General features: G+C 42.7%; 15 protein-coding genes. 3 read left to right on the top strand and 12 right to left on the bottom strand.

Annotation, left to right across the window (positions count from 1 at the left end; all coding sequences use genetic code 11):
- Window positions 1–2: 2 nt before the first annotated feature.
- Window positions 3–2,372 (top strand): family 20 glycosylhydrolase, encoded by a 2,370-nt coding sequence (locus GSF13_RS04375; RefSeq protein ID WP_249122638.1) that lies wholly within the window; start codon window positions 3–5, stop codon window positions 2,370–2,372.
- 7 nt (window positions 2,373–2,379) lie between these two features.
- Window positions 2,380–3,279, top strand: coding sequence for an SMP-30/gluconolactonase/LRE family protein (locus tag GSF13_RS04370; protein WP_174169671.1), 900 nt, complete (start codon window positions 2,380–2,382; stop codon window positions 3,277–3,279).
- 294 nt (window positions 3,280–3,573) lie between these two features.
- Here GSF13_RS04370 and GSF13_RS04365 read toward each other — a convergent pair whose 3' ends face one another.
- From GSF13_RS04365 to GSF13_RS04350, 4 genes are all read right to left on the bottom strand, one after another.
- Window positions 3,574–3,999: a hypothetical protein gene (locus tag GSF13_RS04365; RefSeq protein ID WP_174169670.1), complete on the bottom strand. Its 426-nt coding sequence runs from the start codon at window positions 3,997–3,999 to the stop codon at window positions 3,574–3,576.
- A 251-nt stretch (window positions 4,000–4,250) separates the two neighbouring features.
- On the bottom strand, window positions 4,251–4,664 hold the full coding sequence (locus GSF13_RS04360; RefSeq protein ID WP_211865327.1) for a hypothetical protein: 414 nt from the start codon (window positions 4,662–4,664) through the stop codon (window positions 4,251–4,253).
- 126 nt (window positions 4,665–4,790) lie between these two features.
- Complete coding sequence (locus GSF13_RS04355; protein WP_174169668.1) at window positions 4,791–5,423, bottom strand: hypothetical protein; 633 nt, start codon at window positions 5,421–5,423, stop codon at window positions 4,791–4,793.
- A gap of 300 nt (window positions 5,424–5,723) precedes the next feature.
- Window positions 5,724–6,683 carry a DUF3137 domain-containing protein gene (locus GSF13_RS04350; protein WP_211865325.1) on the bottom strand — a complete coding sequence of 320 codons (960 nt, stop codon included), beginning with the start codon at window positions 6,681–6,683 and terminating at the stop codon, window positions 5,724–5,726.
- Between the two features lie 1,496 nt (window positions 6,684–8,179).
- Here GSF13_RS04350 and GSF13_RS04345 point away from each other — a divergent pair.
- The gene (locus GSF13_RS04345; RefSeq protein ID WP_206471740.1) at window positions 8,180–9,091 is read left to right on the top strand and encodes an AraC family transcriptional regulator; all 912 of its coding nucleotides are present in this window, start codon (window positions 8,180–8,182) and stop codon (window positions 9,089–9,091) included.
- A 70-nt stretch (window positions 9,092–9,161) separates the two neighbouring features.
- Here the strand turns inward: GSF13_RS04345 and GSF13_RS04340 are convergent, their stop codons facing one another.
- The 8 genes from GSF13_RS04340 to GSF13_RS24895 form a co-directional block, all read right to left on the bottom strand.
- Window positions 9,162–11,039 (bottom strand): hypothetical protein, encoded by a 1,878-nt coding sequence (locus GSF13_RS04340; RefSeq protein ID WP_206471741.1) that lies wholly within the window; start codon window positions 11,037–11,039, stop codon window positions 9,162–9,164.
- Window positions 11,036–12,172 carry an NAD(P)H-binding protein gene (locus GSF13_RS04335; protein ID WP_211865323.1) on the bottom strand — a complete coding sequence of 379 codons (1,137 nt, stop codon included), beginning with the start codon at window positions 12,170–12,172 and terminating at the stop codon, window positions 11,036–11,038. Before GSF13_RS04335 ends, GSF13_RS04340 begins: the two co-directional genes overlap by 4 nt.
- 96 nt (window positions 12,173–12,268) lie before the next feature.
- Window positions 12,269–14,419 (bottom strand): TonB-dependent receptor, encoded by a 2,151-nt coding sequence (locus GSF13_RS04330; RefSeq protein ID WP_211865321.1) that lies wholly within the window; start codon window positions 14,417–14,419, stop codon window positions 12,269–12,271.
- Between the two features lie 269 nt (window positions 14,420–14,688).
- The gene (locus GSF13_RS04325) at window positions 14,689–18,018 is read right to left on the bottom strand and encodes a hypothetical protein (protein ID WP_206471744.1); all 3,330 of its coding nucleotides are present in this window, start codon (window positions 18,016–18,018) and stop codon (window positions 14,689–14,691) included.
- Window positions 18,019–18,027: 9 nt separating this feature from the next.
- On the bottom strand, window positions 18,028–18,903 hold the full coding sequence (locus GSF13_RS04320; RefSeq protein WP_206471745.1) for an ABC transporter ATP-binding protein: 876 nt from the start codon (window positions 18,901–18,903) through the stop codon (window positions 18,028–18,030).
- A 23-nt stretch (window positions 18,904–18,926) separates the two neighbouring features.
- Window positions 18,927–19,757 (bottom strand): ABC transporter ATP-binding protein, encoded by an 831-nt coding sequence (locus GSF13_RS04315; protein WP_206471746.1) that lies wholly within the window; start codon window positions 19,755–19,757, stop codon window positions 18,927–18,929.
- A gap of 8 nt (window positions 19,758–19,765) precedes the next feature.
- Window positions 19,766–20,839, bottom strand: a complete 1,074-nt coding sequence (locus tag GSF13_RS04310) for an iron ABC transporter permease (protein ID WP_206471747.1) — start codon at window positions 20,837–20,839, stop codon at window positions 19,766–19,768.
- Window positions 20,836–21,108 (bottom strand): iron chelate uptake ABC transporter family permease subunit, encoded by a 273-nt coding sequence (locus GSF13_RS24895; protein WP_282961444.1) that lies wholly within the window; start codon window positions 21,106–21,108, stop codon window positions 20,836–20,838. Before GSF13_RS24895 ends, GSF13_RS04310 begins: the two co-directional genes overlap by 4 nt.
- Window positions 21,109–21,113 lie beyond the last annotated feature (5 nt).

Below are 21,113 nucleotides of genomic sequence, written 5' to 3'. Positions count from 1 at the left end.
TAATGATGAGAATGTATTTTAGTCTTTTTTTATTCACCGTGTTGTTGCCGATTTTAACTGCAAAAGCAACGCCACTGTCGCTTATGCCCATGCCGCAACAAGTGAGTATGACCGAAGGCTCGCTGGTATTTGAAAACGAAATCAAGGTTGCGATACACGGCTTTAGTGCGCAGAGGCAGGCATTTCTGCTCCCCAGAATGCAGCAATACATTGAGCGCATTACTGGAAAACCTATCCCTTTACGGGTAGTAAAGCGTGGCAAAGCGGACTTAACCATTCGCGTAGAAAATATCGAAACCGAGTTACAGTTTCCTCAGCTGAATATGCCAGAAGACTACCAGCTTCATATTGAAAAGGGTGGAATAGTGCTTAGCGCAACCTCCGTTTTCGGCGTGCAGCACGGTCTTGCTAGCCTATTACAATTGGCTCAGAGTAATACATCGAGTCAATTCATACTCCCCTATACAACGATCAGCGATAGTCCCCGCTTCCCTTGGCGTGGGCTACTTATTGATAGTGTTCGCCACTTTATGCCAATTGCGACAATAAAGCGCCAACTCGATGGTATGGCCGCGGCAAAGCTAAACGTTTTGCATTGGCACTTAACTGATGACCAAGGCTGGCGAATGGAAAGTAAGGTGTTTCCTAAGCTGACTCAACTGGCCTCAGACGGATTGTATTATCGTCAATCAGAAGTGAAAGAAGTGATTGAGTATGCAAGCCTTTTAGGGATCCGCGTGGTGCCTGAATTTGGTATGCCGGGGCATGCAAGCGCGATTGCCGTCGCTTATCCAGAGCTGATGACTAAATCGCAACCTTATGAGATGGAGCGCCATTGGGGAGTATTTAAGCCACTGCTAAATATCGCAAGGCCTGATGTGTACGCCTTTATCGACGATTTACTGGCTGAGATGACGAGTCTATTTCCAGACGGCTACCTGCATATTGGGGGTGACGAGGTAGAGCCTGAGCATTGGTTGGAAAGCCCTGAAATACAGGGGCTAATGGAAAAACATGCGTTGAAAGACGGTCATGACCTGCAAAATTACTTTAATACTCGTGTACAAAAGATTATCGCTAAGCACCAACGTGTGATGATGGGGTGGGATGAAATTTTTCATCCGGCGTTGCCTAAAGATACTGTCGTGCAGTCTTGGCGTGGTCATGATTCGCTAAATGCAATTGCAGAAGCAGGTTATCAAGGCATTTTATCAACCGGGTTTTATATTGATCAGCCGCAGTATTCATCATTTCATTACCGTAACGACCCACATCCGGTTTTACCGACAGTGGATCTCACTCAGCCGCGAGTATTAAGCTTAGCCTTTACGGTCCCACGCCTAAAAGGCAGCGCAGTCAAAGGCGAGCTTGTGGTGTTGGGTGGACAAGTGCTTATAAAGCTTAATAACAATCGCCATCAGTTAGTACAAACAGATAGGCCAATTACTAGCAAGACTCAGCAATTTACCGCAGCCATGGATAGTTGGATGGGACCGTTACAGTTTGAGTTTAATACAGCGCAGCAACAAGGCGCGGCAATGATTGGTAATAGCCGTTATCCGCTCACACTTGAGGCGCTTGAAAAACCACAGCCTGTCGAGGTTTCAACACCGTTAAGCCAAGTAAACGACGGGCGTATTTTAGGTGGTGAGGCGACCATTTGGAGCGAAATGGTCACCGAACATAATCTTGATATCAGAATATGGCCGCGACTTTTTGTGATTGCCGAGCGTTTATGGTCTGCTAAAACGCTTACGGATAGCAAGCAGATGTACGCGCGATTGGATCATATAAGCGATTTTGCACATAACGTCATTGGCTTAGGTCATAAAACGCAGCAACAAGCGGGTTTTAGTAGACTTATCAGCACAACCTTGGATGAGCCAAAGCGCAAGGCTACGCTTGAATTACTCACTCATCTTGCAGAGCTTGTAGAGCCAAGTCACTATTACACGCGTCACCATATTAAGTTCTCAAACGACGAGTATCACCAGTTTGCAGCGCTTGATAAATTTGTCGACTATGTTGCGGTTGAAAGCCGGCAGGTGAGGCTACTTGAGGAGCGAGTCGCAAGCTATATCGCTGGTGATAACACTGCGTTAGCGCACATTGGCGCGATATTGCAACGTTGGCAAGCGGGGCTTGAGGCGTTAACACTGTTACAGCAAAGTCCCAAACTTACAGAAGCACACTCAACGGCGTTAAAGGTGACGCAGTTTATTGAATTGAGTCAGCAAGTGCTTAAGGTTTGTAAAGGGGCTTTACAGGCTCCGCACCTAGATAGCCATCTGCTAGCGCTGCAAAATTTAACGGATGAAGTGGTTATAACTGGAATATATCCAGTTCGAGCGCTTTACCTTCATTGTAAATAGGAAAGTCATGAGAAAAGTCATATTCAGTTTATTTTTGCTACAGAGCAGTGGTTATGTAGCTGCCAACACGGTTGTAGATACACAAGATTGGATAACGGATGGGGTTTTCACGCAAGGTATTGAGGGACCTGCGGTGGATGCTGCTGGCGTGTTATATGCGGTTAACCATCAACAGCAAGGCACTATTGGTAAAGTGACTGCGCAAGGCAGAGCGGAAACCCTGCTGACGTTAAAAAATGGCTCTATTGGTAACGGTATTCGCTTTGATAAGCAAGGAAATATGTATATAGCCGATTACGTCAATCATAACGTGCTCAAAGTCACCAAAGCAGCTCTTGCACAAGGTGGTGATTTGTCACAATCCGTGTCGGTATTTGCTCACGATAATCGCATGGATCAACCTAATGACCTTGCGATCATGGACAACGGAATTCTTTTCGCCAGCGATCCTAATTGGCAAGCCAGTAGCGGTAAACTTTGGCGTATAAATACAAACGGAGCAGTAACCCTATTAGAAACGGATATGGGCACCACCAATGGCATTGAAATTAGCCCTGACAATAAAACACTTTATGTGAATGAAAGCGTGCAGCGTAAAGTATGGCGCTATGAGTTAGACGAACAAGGCAATATTAGTAACAAACAATTATTTATCTCGTTTACCGATTTTGGCTTAGATGGTATGCGCACGGACAACCAAGGCAATCTTTATATCGCCCGTTATGGCGCTGGTGTGGTCGCTGTAGTTTCACCTCAGGGCAAGCTAATTAAAGAAATTAAACTGAAAGGCAAGTACCCGACCAATGTGGCTTTTGGCGGCGAGGAAGGTAAACGCTTATTTATTACCATGCAAAAACGCGGCGCTATCGAGATGGCTGAGGTAGAGTTTGCAGGGAGAAAGAAATAGTTGGGTTACAGGTGCATATATTTTTCTCCTTGTTACAACAATATTGCAAAGAAGCGCCCATCAATATCTTTACATGTACGCAAAAAGCTTTGCTTTATATAGGAAGTTTATAATGAATAGATAAGTGTTTTTGTATATTCCGCTGTTCTATATATTTCATAAAAATTTCCTGTTTAGGCAAGTGTTTAAAATTCATAGTGAGCGTTACAGTATTTTACTCACTATGAATTATAGGTTTTAAAGTCAGGGTGTACTGCGTTATAATCGAACGCCAATGCCATCAATCTAATTAAACTAAGCTGGTTGAACCAAAATACTATAATTCTTCCTCATGGCATCCACAATAAGCTCAATTAACATCACAAATAGTTTTTGTTCGACCCACTCTGGAAGATATGGTATGTCGAATTTGCCATTCATACGTGATCCAAGCACTGATGCCAATTCCTTTGCATCTTCATCAGAGATACCATCCGAAGTATCTTTAACCAAACCATAAAGTTCATTAGGTAGGTTTTGATATAATAAGCGGTCAACCAGCTTTACAATTTTTACGAAGATAGTTTGCTCGGTCCCTTCTTTAATAAAGGGTATATTAATCTTTTCGTTTAATTTTGTAGCCAACACTTCAATTTCTTCATCGGATAGCATTTCTATTTTATTATCCATTTCTGCTTTAACTATTTCGCGTTGTTCAGTGGTTAATGTAATGGTTGTCATGGCTCTCTCCTTTCGTGCTCCATTAGTTATAGAAGGCAGGTATTGGAGCAACGTATCTGCCTTTAGGAAGCTAATCTACTAGTGATAGCAGTACGATGTTGTAAATTAATTGATGAAGCATGGTCTACTAGGCTTTCCTTTGACCTTATTACTTTATTCTGTAGCAACACGAAAGTATTTTTGTACACTCTAGGCCGGAGAATGTTAATTCTGCTCATTTAAATCTCCCAATTCCTGTTTTGTTACTATATCTAAAACATCCTTTGGTGTTTCTGAGATAAAAAATCGAAATATAAACCTGGATCATCAACAATAGTAAAGTATATGATTTTTGTGGTAACTTCAGGGTCAACTGAAGTAGAGGTTAAATCTCTTAAAGCATCAAAAGTAATTTTATTGTATGGTTTCGTTGTATAAACATTTTTTACTTCCCTTAGGTTTTCTGATTCTAAATTTCCAAATCGACTTAACGTAAAGACTTCGTTATCAGAAAGGTTTACGTCAACGGGTCTAATTCCGTTGTTTTTTATTGATATTATGACTTCAATACCGTACTTATTCATTTGAGCTACGCTTAATTGATAAATATCAATTACAAACTCTAATGCTACTTGTTTTGATTCAACTCGGTGCAGTTCTTTCAATGCCCAAAGAACTGCAATCATAGTTACCTAGTTGTGCCATACTTCAGAGTTAATTTTTCTTCGTTCTATCTTGTCCAAAACTTATCCTCCAATAATGAAAGTAGTCTCAAATCGTAACTTTTAACTATTTTCAAGCTGAGATGAAAATCAGTCGATATCATCACTGTCACAAGAGTGAGGCATCTTTCTGTTTTTTAAACTGGTACATAGAGCTTGACACATGGGCTTACTTAATTGATAGGTATCGAGGTTGTGCATACTTACTAGGATAGACTCGGCTAAGTCCCCAGAAATATAACTGAAGTCACATTTATTGCTGGAACGGGTTTGGTCTCTAGGGTGTATCAATCCAAAGGAATGATTTCTTTCGTGAATAAGCGTATTTGCAATTGCGATTGTTTTTCGGTCTAATCGCCACTTATTGAGGGTTGTGGTGTTTGTGTTAGGCGTCGTTTTTGCCGTTGTTGAAGACCACGGGTTCCATTTCCACCAGAATCTAATCTCCTCTTCGCTGTATGGGCCGTCATTTTCAAATTTATATAATAGCCATTCAGTGGGAGTGCTATGAATTGAAATTTCTTCCATATTAGTGGGAGTCCGTTTATCCCACTCTATGGCACTTTTGCTTTCAAGCTCTCTTAGTATCTCTTTGAAAAGGGGGTTGCTTAAAGCAGATTTTTGCATTGCAACCGCATCAGAGACTTTTGAAGGAAAGTTTTTCGTTCCTGTCGTTGTGCACCCTGTTATTATTATCACAAGTGTCATTAAAGCTCGTTTCATCTCTAACCCCAATCGTTAATTAGTAACATTACAATTTAATACTGACCGACATAGCCATCTTTCTGCTGCATTTAGATTCGTTCATTCAGAACATTAAAAATTTGTTAGTGTAAAAAGACGACGAGTATTCATAGACTCTTAAAATCTTAAAACGTAACTGAACCTGTTTATACGGCTTGCATGCAGCCCAAGAAACCCGATGGTATAGATATTAGCCTAGTTACTGGGAAATTAAATTACACTAAATTACACTTGTGGTAAGTGATTGATTTTTTTGTGGTTACAATAAAAAGCCTGCTGCTAGCGAACCAGACTTTTTGCTAGGTTTTCAATCAGTAAGAATTGTTTGGCTATGTCTTCGGCCCAGCTGGGATCGTATTCTTTTTGTAGCTTTTTAGGGCTAAATAGGTTGGCTCCATAGTCAAGAGAGATCAGTATATCGCTACCTTCTATAAACATTTGGGCTTTTACTTCGGGGATTTTTAACCCTTTTGGTAGGTGACTGGATGAGAAGAACGTTTTGACTTGCGACAATTGCGCCATATATTCTGGCGTGAGTACTTCGCGGCAGGTTTCTTCATCTTTAGCATAGACTTGATACTCTTTTTCAAAGTCTTTTTGTTCAAATTTAACTCGCTGTAATCCTTTTAAAGATTGACTTCGATTTATCAGCATGTTCCAAAGCCCCGCATCTTGTAACACTACGATTGGAGTATCTACAGGTTCAGGCATACTCAGTTTTATAACTGCACCATTAAACAAACGTTTGCTGTCATTGTTCTGGTGATGCGTGCGTATATGCACTTCAGTAAAGTAAAAGGGAATGCCATTTACTTCGCCGTTAAATCCATCTTCAGCCACAGCTCGGCCTCCTTTGGCTAATATACCTGCACTGATAGCTTCCTCGCAGATAAGTAAATTACCGCCGACTGAATATTCTAAGTTAAGTGCTGAAGCAATTGGCGCCATCATATAAGCTCTAGTTAACACACCCTTAGTGAAAGACTTAAGAGAATGTTTTAACAAAAAGCAAATAGGAATTATTGAGATTAAGAGAAAAGGCGCAAGAAATAGTAAGGGGATTGCAATACCAACCGCCCACCATTTATAGCGCTTAAACGACTTCAATTTATTGTCAAGATCGCTATCAAAGCTGGATGTGGTTTTATCTAAATTGTAATAGGCCTCTTTTAACTGCATCTCAACGCCAGCTAGGCGTGGATCAATATGATGCAGAGACCTCTGTTCTAATAATGGCATAACTTTTCCTTGTAAGTCGCAATGGAGATTGAGAAAAAATTGTACCTTGTAATACTTTATAAAGTAAGTGATAAGAGTGGTGAATATAATAAAAGGCGAGTTCAACTTTTTACGTGACGTCTTTCACTAGGGCGTTTTGACCTTTGCTGTTTGATTTTTATTCTTCTGAGTGTGTTTTGGTCACGACACTCGACTTGCAGGGCATAAACCAGTTCGTACGCAAGCTTTGGCCTATTTAACTCAAACCCATGTCGAACATAAATTGAGTATCCGAATACCTGAGTGTTGTTTACTATCGTCTCGTCAATAAAACCTCGGGATTCCCCGTTGCTTTTAATGGCTTGTTCGCGATAGGAAATGGGACGGTATCAAGATGAATGACGCAAATTTTTCTGGATGCTTAATCCCTTTTTATTATTATCAATGGTCAAGTGAGGTTTGATTTGGCACTTCGACACAGGCAGCGAAATCTATGATCACAAAAGTATCTGAAAAAGTCATCATCTCACATTGGCATATGGTTCTAAGGTCGTTATTTTCCTTGCCTATTGTTGTTAAAAACACTCTATGGTCAATCTACACCTTATAGAAGCGTCATGGTAAAGGGCCAAAATTTCATAAGGAAATATTAAAAACCCGCATAACTTTAGGTGCGTCGGGCTTTTAGTTTATTTATATAAATTGGATAAGATTAAAAATGATAACTGACAAATACCGCGGTGTTACTAATACTACTTTTGAAACAAACTAATGGTTGTAGTCAACACTCAAGGCGATAGTGTCGCTCAAATGCCAGTAGGCTATTACTAAAACAATGCACAGCATCCCACCTTGGCTTAGATACACGACTTATTTAACCTCTGGCCTATTGCAACAAATTTAACGCAGTAGAAAGGGATAACAGCTGCTAGAAAACATATTGTTATCCCGAGTTCAGGTTATTTATCAAGGCTGGCAGTCAAATTACCGCTTATTATACAGGTGCACACAGTCTTTTAGTTTGGGTAGTCGTGACTATGGATAACTAACTCATTTATAGCAGCCTGTTTCGGCGCCAACAGCTGAAATTGGTATAACACCTCAGATTTGGTACCTAGACTTTGGCAGGACACGAGAGCGAAACTATCCCTAAAACTCTCTAGTAAAAGAAGGAATGCTCTAACTCTTTCCTTATGCAAATCTCTGGTTGAAAATTGTATTTTTTGGAATTTCTTATTGAGAATGATTTTTATTAGTGTTAACTTCTTAGGGAACATAACTCAGAATTTGTTTTTATCGTTTTTCATTTGTTAATATTTTGTTGTTCTGATGCGGTTAATAATGGGTGATGTAATAGATAGCTATATACGACTGAATAACTAAAAGTGAAATTCATTCTTATCTGACTTGTTGATATGGTGAAACATCCGGCTGTTCTCGGTAACTTACATGTTTCTCTAAAGGAAGTATTAGCTACAGATGCCTGAGTGATACGGGGATTGGAAGGGGGGTTAAAAATGACTATGTGTAGTGACATTGAAATAAGTACAGCGAATAAACAGCAGCATATTGATAATGTGGTTGGGCAGAATTTTGTGCAGTTGATGCCAGGGCTTTCTGTGAGCCTATCTTCAGCGCAGGATTTGGGGGCGGCAGATACTAAACATGTATTTCCTGGCGATGACCAATATATTCACATTAACAATGTTCTTGCGGGGAAGTTTGAAGCGACGGTCGGTAATACGCTTTTACAATGTGAGTGCGGAGACTTTAATATTGGTTTTTCGGGTGGGGAGAATTTTTGTGCTTACCATAGTAATGATTTTAGTAACTTAGAGATCATGATAAAACCCGAAGTGCTTAATGAGCTTGCTGGTGAAGAGCTCAGTGGGGTAGATCTAGGGAAAAGTATGTCATTCTTTGTGAAGCAAAGTGGCCCCAGTAGAAAAGTCAGCACATGTGCGAACCGTATTCATAAGTTGATAAAAGATCAAGAAGCCAACCCTCTGCTGCTGCATTCCGCTACGTTAGACTATCTATATTGGCATCTCACTGCACTGAAATCAGTTGACACGAGCAACCAACTTCCGCTTCGAGAGAAAAAGCAGCTTATTGCAGCTAGAGATTTTTTATTATCCGATCTTAGTTGCCCACCTACCATTTCAGATGTGGCTAAGGTGGTTGGATTAAACCAGTGTAAGCTAAAAAAAGGTTTTAAGGTACTATTTAACAATACGGTTTATGGTTGTTTCCAAGAAGAAAGAATGCACAAAGCAATGAACCTATTAAAAGACAATAATGTAACCGAAACAGCCGTCTCGCTGGGTTATAGCAATGTAAGTCATTTTAGCGTGGCTTTTAGAAAACAGTTTGGGGTGTTGCCTAAAGAAGCGAGACTGAACCTCGCTCCCAGTATTGTTTGTGGTTAATCACTTTTGAGAGTATGTCCTGCGGGCTTTGCCCGCAACACATAAATCCATTCTTCATCGCCTTTTTCCGTTAGCCCATGGCTTGGAGCGTTAGCGTTTTACTCAAAGTGATGTCAACAACACCTTCACCTTTAAAGTTCCAAGTTATGTTCAAATTACTCTGACTGGCTAAAAAGGCTAGTGCTTCTTGCTCCATTTCTCTCACCATGTCTGCAAGCTCAGGGCAACCGAGCTCTTTAAACATAGCAGCATACGCACAGTCGGTGATAGAAATGCAAATCGTTGTGGAGTCAGCCTGTGATTCGCTTAGTGTAAATAGGCCAAGTTTGGCGTAGTTTCTAAGCCAAGTGAGCCAGTACTCTAAAATCACATCCTCTTTGTTTTCGAATATATTAAAGGATTCAGGATTAGGCCATAGCCAGCGCATTTCCATTTTGCCTGTCTCTAGAAACATGTCACGATATAATCGGTAGGCTTTATCCTGCCCTAGTAGTTTCCTCGCGTTGCCATAACCTGAGCTAAACATACTCATATCTTTAGTGATGGACTTCCAGATTTCGGTATATTCTCCTTGGTGTCTATCGCGCCAGTGCTGTAAGCCTTTATTATCTCGACGCCATGCTAACAGCGTAGAAATTACAAACTTTGCAAAGCTATACCTACTGGTGGCCTCTTTAAGTGCTCGCCATATCTCTGATTTATAGAGATATTCTTGTTGCCTTTTGGCCATTTTTGGATGTTGCTTTGTTACTGTATACCAATTTAACCCCAAATTTCTGAGACTATTGATGTCTGATGATACGCTGTCTACCCAGCCAAACTCTTGATCTGCTCGATGTGTGTTCTGGGTGTTTGCAGGTTTTGCCGTGACACCATATAAAGCCAATGTTTGCAGTAGCTTTTGGCGCGTTTTATAAGACAAATGCTCTACGGCTTTGACGCCATAGCTGTCAAAGAACACATTGTTTAGCCAACACTCAACCACAACACATGCCATCTTGGCGGTTAGTTCATAAGAAGAAATAACCCCGTGTAACATTAGCCCTGATTGCGGATTATTGTCTGGGTAAACCCATAAACAAGTATCGGGATCTGACTCTTTTTTGGTTTTGAGCTTTTGCCCATTGTTAAAAAACATCTTGGAGAAAAATGTATTTTTACGTTCGCCTAAGCGATATTTACTCATAAACTTTGCAAATCCAAGCGTTAGGTGTTGGATGTGATAACGACTATCTAGGTGCTTTATGTCTAGGTCTTCAGCAACATACTCACAACCAAGCCCAGCGACTTCAGGTGTTGCAAATGGAATTAGGTCGGCTGGCTTTTTCAATGCTGGAAAAGCAAACTGGTGTTGTGCGTCCTGCCAAGGCGTCTCAACCTGCTTGCGAGTCCCTTCTCGCCAGCAGGTTAAGTGATTGGTAAAGCTTGCTAAAATCGCTTGTGGACTGGTCTCGCCGCCACCATAGGCTGCGCCCATATACAAACGACATTGATAATAGCCCGTTGCAGATGCTTTTTTATGCGCAAGCTCAGTTAACAGTAGTGTTGAAATACCAGGGGAGAAGCCCATACCTGTGAGTAGCAAACGTTGTTTTGATTGGGCCTCAGTATTCAGTGCGTGTATTTGATCTGCAGCCTGTAGGCTATCATTAATGTCGAGGGCATCTATATTCGCGTTCAAGCACAGTTGATGCGCCTGTAGGGCAAATTTATCCATTGGACCCAAAGCAATCACAGCTAAGTCGAACTTTTTGAGTGTTTCAATGCTTTTGGCTTTGTCATTTATATCAAAAGGAACAAAGTTAATATGCTCTGGCAATATGCCCGCTTTTGGTGTTCGCCGTGCCGCACAGCTTATTTTCAAATCTGAGAGGCGTTCACTGAGTAAGTTGATAATGCGCCTGCCCGACTCACCTGTACCTCCCAAGACGATGATATTTTTACTCATGCAGCCTCCTGTTTGGTGTTGTTGTCTGATTTAGAAAGAATAAGCCCTGCAACGACACCTGCTTGTTCGAGATCTTTTATAAAATGATTGGCATCAACAGCTTCATGTAGCATCATTGGACCTGTTTTGGTGATTTGATTGTTTAATAATTGCTTAGCCGTTATGCCGATGATAAAGCCTGTAGCCTGATAGGTATCTTCTAGAATGATTTGGCCATGGTGTACGCGGTTGTCAGCACATTTAATTTGGGCATCGACGGCGTAAATTGGGTCGAGCTTACGCATATCTTTAGCTGAGGCCTTACATAACCATCGCGCCGCACGAGCGATAGTTTTATGGTTTTTGTACATCTTGAATATCTTGGCAATCATGCAAACAAACATAGCGCGTGGTCCTAGATTAGCACCGTAGACTTTAGCTGTTTGTATGTCATGTTCGTTGGCGAGTTGCACAATTTCTTCTGCATAAATCAACATAGTAGATGCGGTGCCTATGGGAGCAGGAAAGTGTGCTTTAGTACCAGCTTTTGAGAACTTTTCACGTTTAACTTGCTGGTTTTCCAAGTAGCAAAAGCCACGTTCGTGACCAAAGTCTCCTAACCCATTTATAATGTCCCATGCCGAATTGTAGCTCCAAGCGTCTCGGCCAACGTATTGCACTTCTAAGGATTTGATGTCCGCTCCACGGCTACATTGTTGAATAAGATAGGCGGGGAATACGCCTGATAAGCCCGGTAGCAAACCGACGTTGATGATGAGCGGTACTTCACTACTGTGCTTCTTTTCATGCTCGTGGAGAGACGCGTACACTGGATCGTAGCCACCAGCATCAATAATTGGTACGCCTAACTCTTTACAGGCCAATACTATTTGATCGCCAATAATGCCTGAGGGGCCAACACAGGCGACGACCAGATCTGTATTCTTTAACTGAGTTTTTAAATCGTCGGTGTTTTGGATATCTAGTTGTACTGTATTTATTCGGTCTTGATGTTGCGAAATTGCACTGGGTAATGAGGCTTTTCTACGTGAAGCAAACGTAAGTGCGGCTTGTGTATGCTCAAGTAAATACTCAGCTGCTTTTAAGCCTACTTGACCTGTACCACCGAGCAATAACACGGATTGAGCTTGCATGGTAACTCCCTTAATAAGCGTATCAACGCATTGATATTATTTATACAACGTCACGGTGGCGCTTAGTGCGTGCGCCACTTTCCACTCGTCATTGGTTTAGAAATTAGTACCTACAGTGAGGCCTATGGTTCTCGGGTTTCCTGCTTCTGCCGTGACACCGAAACCAAAGTTAAATTCAACTTTTGAGTAATATTCATCAAGCGCATTCTTCACCCATAAGTGCGCGTACCAGCTTTCGCTTTCAAGTCCTACTTTGGCATTTAAAAGGTGATATGCAGATTGCTTCATTTGGTTACCTGCATCAAAGTAGTGATCGCCCATATAAATGTTTTCTAACTGTGTGAATAAGGTGAAGTCGCTGTTGAGTTCTGTACGATTGCTAATGGACAGGTTGGCACTGATCTTAGGCGTGTTTGGTAAACGATTATCGGAATAATCTTCTATTGCACCAGTTGCAAAGTTCACACTTTCATACTCGCTATAAGTGGCGTCAACATAACTACTTGAGAAGCCAATGGTCCAATCCGGGTGAGGCTGGTAGCGCGACTCAAATTCAACACCCCGGCTGGTACTTTCGCCAGCGTTATCAGTGATAATGGTTGTGTTTTCTAACATCTGTTGCACTTGTTGGTCGTCTAAAGAAACGTAAAATGCAGTGATTGAAAAGCTCAGTTGGTTTTCTAGCGCTAGTGCTTTATAGGCGATTTCATAGTTATTACTGTATTCAGGCTCAAAGCTAGGCTTGCTTAAGTTGGGATATAAAGTGTCAAATCCTCCTGCTCGGTAACCTTTACTCCAAGACGCGTAAACAAGGTCATTATTGGCAGTTTGATAAGAGAGGGCTAATTTGGGTAGAACTTCGCTGAATTCTTCCTTGCCACCGTGTTGCGAGGTTACTCCAGTGGACTGAGAGTCGATGTTAATATCGGCTTCTCGCTGTTCTTTATGGTAGCGTAAACCTGCAATGACGGTAATATCCTGAGTGATTGCGTAGTCAACCTGGCCAAATACTGCCCAAGCTTGGTCATCTTTCCCGATAATCGAACGATCAATCATGGGTCCACTACCTGGGTACATAGAGGAGAAGTTTAGATCATTTCTTGTCGTACTCTGGGTATCTGATTGATAGGCATAGAACCCGACTAGCCAATGGTAGTCTTCAGTATTTTTAGAGCTCCAACGCATTTCATGGGAGAGCTGATCAAAGTCGTCCTCAGAGTGACTATGGAACTGATATCCTGCGTCATTGCCTGTATCTTGATCCGCGGTGTTCAGGTTATCCCAGTCACGCCAGCTTGTGATCGAGATGAAGTTTACATTGTCACCGCTATAATCCAGTGTAACCGAAGCCCCAAGTGCATCGCGATCGTCAACTCCTTCAAAATCATGTTCTATGTGATCTGGGTTGGCTTTGATACGCTCAAGTTGTCCCATCGCATACGAATCGCCACGAAAACGTTCATAATCCACCACAAAATTGGCTTCAAGATTGTCTGACGCGATCCATCTAAGTTTAGCTCTTGCACTCAGATCGTCGCGTGCACCAAAGTCTTTATCTAAGTAGGTATTTTCAAGATGTCCATCGGTGTTGTATGCCGAAGCTGATAAGCCGAGAAATAGATTATCCGCAGTCAAGGGGGTATTCACACCTAATCTAACCCGCTTTGAGCCAAAGTTATCTGCAGAAAAGGCGCCTTTGAACTCCGGCATTTCGTCTGGTTGTTTGGTGATGATATTAATAACACCAGCCAGAGAATTGCCCCCATATAGTGTGCCTTGAGGGCCCCTTAGGACCTCAATACGCTCTATATCCACAAGGTCCAAATCAAAAATACTATTGCTACTATAATTCACGCCATCGACGTAAAAACCTATGGTGGGTTCGGTGAATAAACCCGGGCCTATGCCACGAATAAATACATTACTGTCTCTTCGGCCACCCCAGCTATAAACGTGAACACTCGGGATCGCTTGTCCAAGATCTGTGATTGAATAGGCTTCAGAGTCGACTAGTTCTTGTCCAAAAATAGCCGTTACGCTAGAAGCAACTTCCATAATATTCACGGTACGCTTTTCAGAAGTAACCTCAATTCGTTCCAAGTCGATATGTTTGGCTTGATCATCAGCAAATACTGCTGAAGAGAAAACGCCTAAACTCATTGCTAACAAGGTACGCGAAATGTGATAGTTGAGTTTAGAAGTGGAGAAGAGAGATTTGGCCGCAGACGTCAGCTTATAACGAAACATAGTAATTTAGCTCCTAGTAACAACGAATAGTAGAGTAGTTGGGCATTGAGTTATGCTGCGCTAGAAATGGGTTTTTAGGCTTACTTCTCGTCAGCGTTGACCATTTGGTCGGCCCTGTTTTTATTGCCCGTTATTGTCTGAATAAGCAAGGAAAGCCACTACCCGAAAACGGCCATTACCCCTCTGTGCGGTTTTTTTTAAAGGTAGCGAACAAGGCTGATAGTAATTAGGGCGCTTATGTGGCAGCCCTAATCGTTTGTAATGGGGGTTTACAGAGATAGATTTTGCACTTTTGCGTCATGTAGCGTCATTTGGTGAAATAATATATCTAGTTGTTTTTCATGTTTAGGTTGATTTACGGCTTGCAACAGCTTCAGGTACAACTGTTGTGCCGATATGGGCTGTGAAGCACTCTGCACTCGATAATGTGCTAGGGTATCATTGATCACATTGCTAAATTGCTCATTATCAATGAGCTGTGACACTTCATAAACAACAAGCTGCGATTTACTTTTGGCGTATGGTTGGTGCGTCAATGCTAAGGCGTTTTTCTCCACACCGGACTCTTTAGTACGTGCTAATAAGTAGTCATTTTTAATGCTAGCCAATAGTTGTTGTGTTGCTTTGCTACTCAATCTTGATTTGGTCAGCGCAAACCAAGTTGGCACTCCCTCAGACAGTATGGGGTAACCTGCGGTGTTTGCGATTGCGATATTCTGCCACCAAACCTGAGCAACTGCATCGTGTACGGTGTATTCTAACCAGTCGGAACTGGATGGATCATGATAATTGTGTTGCCAAGCGGACATTTCGGGGATAAGCACTAAATTTGCGCTAACCGTTTGTTCTCCCATACCCTGAGGTAACGCTGCTATTTTTAAGCTGTTGTATGGGTAGGTTCCAAATATTGCTTCGCCTTGTTCAAGTGCATGTTTTGCTCGTTGTGTCATGGAATGTAGAATGGCTTCATCGGTGTTAAGATAAAACAGTTCTATGGGAATATCTTTGCCGGTTTTTGCGCTTGTCCATGTAGACTGGTGAATTTTGTATCCGGCGCTCACAATGACAGGATCCCAATGACTCGCGGTCATTGTTTGAAATTCATAGCTGTGGCGCTGTCCTTGTGTTTGGTGTTTCTGCAGATCCCCCGGCGCCACAACTACTTGATTGTTGGGGGCGTCAATTTTTAGTTTATAGGTGAGCAGATCGGCGTCGTCGTGTTGGTACAAGTCTAGTGTTTGTGATTGGCTGAAAAAGTCTGGTGCCAGCGGGTCGAGGTTAAACTTCTCTCGTAACACGTTGTCTTTGATGATGTTGTTTTTCTCGAACCCAATGGAGGGCCAAAAACTTGCATCAATATAGCTGGCATTTTTTGTCACTTTGCCAATGTAATCAGTTGCGTGATTACTATAGCCTTGATATTTGACTGAAGCCGTAAAACTGAGCTGACTTTGTTGCTCATGAATGAGAGGCGTACTCAAGCCCCAAACCGAGGCATGATGCGTTTTGTCTAAAGCGAGCAGTGAAAGCGCTTGACCAGAAAGTAAGATTTCATCAAAAGCGGTATAGTTGTTGGTGTTGAGTAGCAACTGCTCGATTGCATTCTGGTGTGAATTAACCAGCGTTAAGTTGGCCGTGTATTGTATAGCGCGCTGATTTGGGTGTAGCGATATGGCAATTTCAGCGTGGCGAATTTTAGGCTGCGGTTGTGTATCGAATTGCCGGTATTGGTTTTCGTAGTCGGCTTGCACAGCATAACCATCGGCTTGTGTTTCAAATTGACCGTTAATGATCATCTCTTGATGAATTGAATAGGCTTGATAGCCAAAAACTGTGCCTGACAACAGCATAATAGCCAGTGATCGCGGTGTAACCTTTTGTGGTAAAGCTATTAATCTTTCTTTAAAAGGTGCAAGCACTCCTCGTGTCCACAGCCAGCTACTTAATACTAGCAATACACAATAAAAACTGAGCCAGTAGAGCATAAGATTGAGATCTCTGATGATAAATTGCTCGGTAGATGCAATTTCGGAGAGTTGAGCAATAGATGGCCATGCCCATAAATACATAAAGTTCTCTATCGCGTGAGTTTCATTGAATATCGCAGGAGAAATACAGAGCACCACGGCACATACCTGTGCGGCAACTTTAGACTGCAATAGCCCGTAACTAATGATGGCTATAAACACGTAAGCGAGCATTAATGGCAGCAAAACAAGCGTACTCAAATGCAATAAACTTTGCCAATCGGGGTCAAAATAACCTTGTATAAATTGTGTACCCAATAAGCCTGAAATAGGCACTAGCATTAATACGAACGCAACAAGAACAGCGCAGATTATATGGCTCAAAGGAGCTTGCCAATCGGGCGTTGGGCACACAGCGACCAGCTGTGCGGTATTTAGCTGGTGGTCTTTGTGGCACTGATCAACTATAAAAAAAGCGGCGGCAAGCATGGTAAAAATCAAACTGGGATAAATTAACACGGGAAGCAGCGTGTGCGTTCTTGGCAAAATAGCTGCGCTGCCCTCCATGCCCGGCAAACGGTAGCTTAAACCGGCGATGATCAGCATCAACGAAAGCGTCAACATTGATAGGTAAAACGCCTTATTAGTAATGATTTGGCGAGCTTGAAGATAACCGGAGTAGGCGCTGAATTTAAGCCAGTAGACTGTGGCTTTATTGGTTATCAAGGTTAATGGGTTCATATTTAGTTTGCTTGAACTGTGCGTGTGTTGTTGCGCTTTTGCAACGGGTTTTGCTGAGGCTTTTTTGTTGTTACTGGTTCTAAATTTCGTTAAATCGAAGCGCCACCATGCAAATACTAGCAAAGCTAATGCTAGTGCTAAATAAAGCAAACGATTGTAAAGTAACGCCCCATCTAAACTTAAAAACTGGGTCATTCTTTGCTGTGCCGTCCAGTAAAAGATTTGTCCTTCAACTGTAACCTTACCCAATGGATCAACAACTTGCAGCCAAGGGGCTTGTGGTGCGCCGTCACCAAACAAAGCGGTGATAATGACAAACGAGCCAACGGCTATCATCATCGCTGCATAAGCTGGTGTAGCGCGTCCAGTGAGTGCCGTGAGCGCAAACGGAATAGCGGTATAAACAATGCAAGCTGGGAGTACCCAAAGCAGTATAGCGTGTAAAATATGGGGCAATGAAGTTGCTATAAAATCACTATCTGGGTAGAGTCCAAAGAGGCTTGAGATCAGAGGTAAAGTCACCATGGCGATGACAACTGAGCTCATGACTAACAGCACAATAGCTAAACTCGCTAAATATTTACCGATAAAATAGTGTTTGCTATTGATATCAAAACTATACAAATAGTCTGCAGTTTTAGAATTAAGATCCCTGAGTAATGTTGGGACTACCAGTGCGCTACCCACCGTGGCAGCCCAAAATGTGTAGTACATAAACAAGTAGTAGATTGCATATGGCGAGTTGCGTGCAACCCTGCCACTTTGCATGAGTGTATCCCATTCACCGCCTAACATTTCTCGGTAGCCCATGGCTATCATGGCTATTAAACAACCCCAAGTGGCTATGGAGCGTAGTCGATATTTTAACTCAAACAAAAAACTGGTGAACATACATGCTCCTTAAACCGCAAGTTCAGGGACGTAGCTGAAGTAAAAGTCTTCTAGGTCCGCAGTGCTTTGAATAAAGTTTGCGGTGGGTGCGGTGTCGTTTTGGATAGTGGCTTGGATGTTGCCTTTAACAATACGTGTCGAAATCACTTTGTAATTGTCTCGTAGTGTTTTCAACTCATTTCTTGATACTGATTTGTGCCAAATCTGGTGCTCTATTGAGGCGACGAGCTCATCGGGCTTGCCGCGTGCCAGTAGAGTTCCTCGGTTGAGGATCCCCATATCATCACAAAGGTTAGTGACGTCTCCTACAATATGTGTGGAGAGGATCACGATGGCACTGTCAGTGAGTTGGTGCAAAATACTATAAAAGCGGTTGCGCTCTGCTGGGTCTAGTCCCGCGGTTGGTTCATCAACAATGATGACCTTAGGGTTGGTCAATAAAACTTGCGCTATACCAAACCGCTGGCGCATACCACCTGAGTATGTATCTACCGCTTTATGACAATGCTCTGTGAGGTTAACCAGCTCCAACAATTCATTAATTCGACTTTTTCGTTCCTTGGCATTGTGAATACCCTTTAAACGAGCGAAATAGTCCAGCATATCGGTGGCGGATGCATTTGCATAAACACCAAAATCCTGAGGCAAGTAGCCCAGTTGACGACGGAACTCAGCAGGGTTTGTGAAGATATCTTGCCCATCAAAATATATTTTGCCACTGTCGGGCGTTTGTAGGGTGGCAATGGTGCGCATAATACTGCTTTTACCAGCTCCGTTGGGACCAAGCAGGCCGAACATGCCCTTGCTTATGGTTAAATTGATATCTTTTAGTGCGTGAACACCGTTTGCATACGTTTTTGATACGTCACGAATTTCTAATTCCATTTCATTAGCTTCTGTTGTTGATTTTAGATTGCGACACTGCGCAGTGGTGCCGCTGAATTAGAGGTAAATTGATCCTCTGTTCCAAGTGGTAAGCACAGCGGCTTAGTTATCTGGCCATAGCACTGAGACACAATTGCAACATCAATGTTGAACAGCCGTTTAATGATTTGCTCTGTGACGACTTGTTGCGGTGTGCCATCAGCTATTATCGAGCCATTGTTAAGAGCGATAATTCGGTCACTGAATTGACTGGCTTGATTGATATCGTGTAGCACCATCACAATGGTTTTGTGTTCATGAATTTGTAACTGCTTAAGTAATTCTAAAAGCTGAAACTGATGACCTAAGTCTAGATAAGTCGTGGGTTCGTCTAGGAGTAAAATTTCAGATTGCTGTGCCAAGGCCATTGCTAACCATGCTCTTTGGCGCTCACCACCAGATAAATGCTGTAACGGCTTATGTTGCAACGCGTCAAGTTTGGTCTTTTTGAGCGCCCAAGTAATGGCATCCTGATCATGTTGCGATAATGTCTTGAACATTCCTAAATAGGGAAACCGACCATGACCAACAAGCTGTTTAACGAGCATACCACTTGGAGCTTGTGGACTTTGGCCAAGTAATGCGAGTTTCTTTGCTAGCGTTTTAGGGGACCATTGGTGAAGCGGCTGTTGCTCCAAAGAGATAGTCCCTTGCTGCGGTTGAATGAGTCCGCCAAGTAGTTTAAGTAAGGTGGACTTACCACTGCCATTTGGACCGACAATTGCGGTGATCTGATGACGTGCAATAGAGACCGACAAGTCTTTTAGCACCGGCCTATGTTGATAATGTAAGGTTATTTGATCTGCATTTAACATGATAAATCCTAATTTTGGCGGCGGATCAATAACAGCAAGATGGGAATGCCCATCAAGGTGGTTAGCGTGCCTGTGGGGATCTCCAAAGGAGAGATGAGCGTTCGGCTTGCAATGTCTGCCGCCAGCGTTAATGAAGCCCCAGCTAACATACAGACCACCATCAGGTGGGGGAGGCTGGTACCTAAGCCGAGTCGGTTAAGTAGCACTTTGGCAAAGTGTGGCACAATTAAACCAACGAATCCGAGTGGACCCGTGATTGCGGTGGCACTGGCCGCCAGTGCTACCGCAATCAATAAGCTAATTAAACGCCACCTAGTGACGTTTAGCCCTAAAGTTCGTGCGGCATCGCTATCTAATTGCAGTATCGACAAATACTTTAATAATGCGAAGCAACCAAGCACGCCAACAAATGTCCAAGGAAGAAGCAAAAACAATTGGCTAAAGTCCCTGCCATACAGGCTACCTGCCAACCAAATCAAACTGGTTTCTGTACGATTCCCTCCCCATGCCAAAATGGCCCACATAACTAAAGCATTCAATATTGCGCCTATCGCCACTCCGTTAAGTGCCAATTGATTAGGCTGTAGCTGCTGTCGCCAACTAAGTTTCAACACCAAAGCCGTAGCTAGTACCCCACCGAGCAATGCTACAGCGGGAAGCCAAGCAAAGTTAAAATTGAGATCACTGAAGCCGAATGCATGAAGTTGAATATAATCCACTACAAGTAAGCAAAGTACGATAGCTAAACTCGCGCCACCATTGACTCCTAATATACTAGGGTCGGCAAGAGGATTGCGGATCACGGCCTGTAAAATTAGTCCTGCCAGAGCAAAATGGATCCCAACCAACATGGCTAACAATGAGCGAGGTAAACGCAGCTGCCATAGGATATTCGAATCACTATTTTGTGGTATTGAGGTAATTAGTATCTGCCAAACAGATTGCATCGACAGTGGTACAGACCCCATACATAGCGCGGTAAAGAATAAGCAAATAAGTAGCGCGATGAGTGAGGTTAATAGACCATAAAAAGGCCAAGGCTTAATTTCTCGGCAAGCGGGCATAGTCATTGTTCGATTCATATAGACGCCTGCTGATAGCGAGATTGGATGAGCCAAACTAAGCTTGGTCCACCAAACAGCACGCATAGTATACCCACAGGGATCTCCTGATAATTTGCCAGTAAGTCGGACAGACTGACAAGCACAGCACCGCTTAGCGCGCTGCCAAATAAGACATAGCGGTACTCATAAGCCAAGTGCTTGGGCAGTAAAGTGCGGCACAAGTGAGGAGCAACCAGCCCCACAAAAGCGATGGGGCCCGTAACAGCCACGGTGGCAGATGTTAGCACAACGG

Origin of the sequence: Pseudoalteromonas sp. M8 (assembly GCF_018141365.1) — a bacterium.
Classification (GTDB): domain Bacteria; phylum Pseudomonadota; class Gammaproteobacteria; order Enterobacterales; family Alteromonadaceae; genus Pseudoalteromonas.
This window is presented reverse-complemented; position numbering and strand designations above follow the sequence as displayed.

Excerpts from the sequence above, each read along its gene's own strand:
- GSF13_RS04375 (WP_249122638.1), top strand. The coding sequence starts at position 3 with ATGATGAGAATGTATTTTAGTCTTTTTTTATTCACCGTGTTGTTGCCG.
- GSF13_RS04360 (WP_211865327.1), bottom strand. The coding sequence starts at position 4,664 with ATGATTGCAGTTCTTTGGGCATTGAAAGAACTGCACCGAGTTGAATCA.
- GSF13_RS04320 (WP_206471745.1), bottom strand. The coding sequence starts at position 18,903 with ATGGAATTAGAAATTCGTGACGTATCAAAAACGTATGCAAACGGTGTT.
- GSF13_RS04340 (WP_206471741.1), bottom strand. The coding sequence starts at position 11,039 with ATGAGTAAAAATATCATCGTCTTGGGAGGTACAGGTGAGTCGGGCAGG.
- GSF13_RS04335 (WP_211865323.1), bottom strand. The coding sequence starts at position 12,172 with ATGCAAGCTCAATCCGTGTTATTGCTCGGTGGTACAGGTCAAGTAGGC.
- GSF13_RS04355 (WP_174169668.1), bottom strand. The coding sequence starts at position 5,423 with ATGAAACGAGCTTTAATGACACTTGTGATAATAATAACAGGGTGCACA.
- GSF13_RS04310 (WP_206471747.1), bottom strand. The coding sequence starts at position 20,839 with ATGAATCGAACAATGACTATGCCCGCTTGCCGAGAAATTAAGCCTTGG.
- GSF13_RS04325 (WP_206471744.1), bottom strand. The coding sequence starts at position 18,018 with ATGTTCACCAGTTTTTTGTTTGAGTTAAAATATCGACTACGCTCCATA.
- GSF13_RS04315 (WP_206471746.1), bottom strand. The coding sequence starts at position 19,757 with ATGTTAAATGCAGATCAAATAACCTTACATTATCAACATAGGCCGGTG.
- GSF13_RS04345 (WP_206471740.1), top strand. The coding sequence starts at position 8,180 with ATGACTATGTGTAGTGACATTGAAATAAGTACAGCGAATAAACAGCAG.
- GSF13_RS04370 (WP_174169671.1), top strand. The coding sequence starts at position 2,380 with ATGAGAAAAGTCATATTCAGTTTATTTTTGCTACAGAGCAGTGGTTAT.
- GSF13_RS04350 (WP_211865325.1), bottom strand. The coding sequence starts at position 6,683 with ATGCCATTATTAGAACAGAGGTCTCTGCATCATATTGATCCACGCCTA.
- GSF13_RS04365 (WP_174169670.1), bottom strand. The coding sequence starts at position 3,999 with ATGACAACCATTACATTAACCACTGAACAACGCGAAATAGTTAAAGCA.
- GSF13_RS04330 (WP_211865321.1), bottom strand. The coding sequence starts at position 14,419 with ATGTTTCGTTATAAGCTGACGTCTGCGGCCAAATCTCTCTTCTCCACT.